We start from the raw sequence: 510 nt of genomic DNA on the forward strand, positions 1-510 counted from the left end.
GTTATGGTAATTGTGATGTTAAGGAAGTATGGCCTCAAGGCGGATATATTCAAATCTTCTACAATTCTGGAAATTGCGGTTCTGCATGGGTTCGTGGCGGTTTTACAAGTTCTTGCCCTCAAGGTACTGAATTAAATCCTGCAACAGGTCGATGTGAAGACCCTTGTAAGAAAATGGAAGGTCAAAGCTTAGGTACTGTTACTTTCCCTGATGGCACTCGGGACGTTGCTTCCCTTTGTCGAAATTCTTGTAAAGCTAAATCAGATATGTTTTTTCCTGCTGGTAATCCTCCCTATGGCATTTTTACCTTTACTGGTGATTCCTGTGACGGTTCCGAATCATCGGGCGGTGATGGTTCTACTGGCGGTGACGGTTCTACTGGTGGTGACGGCTCTACTGGCGGTGACGGTTCTACTGGTGGTGATGGTTCTACTGGGGGTGATGGTTCTACTGGTGGTGATGGTTCTACTGGTGGTGATGGTTCTACTGGTGGTGATGGTTCTACTGGTG

Annotated in this window: 1 protein-coding gene; it reads left to right on the forward strand. The window is 46.7% G+C overall.

All coding sequences use genetic code 11. The features are described 5' to 3' along the window. Nucleotides 1-510 (forward strand): hypothetical protein (locus OW495_RS23020; protein WP_289888555.1); only part of this gene is annotated, 510 nt, incomplete at both ends.

Source organism: Vibrio sp. 14N.309.X.WAT.E.F5, from assembly GCF_030397615.1.
Classification (GTDB): Bacteria; Pseudomonadota; Gammaproteobacteria; order Enterobacterales; family Vibrionaceae; genus Vibrio; species Vibrio lentus.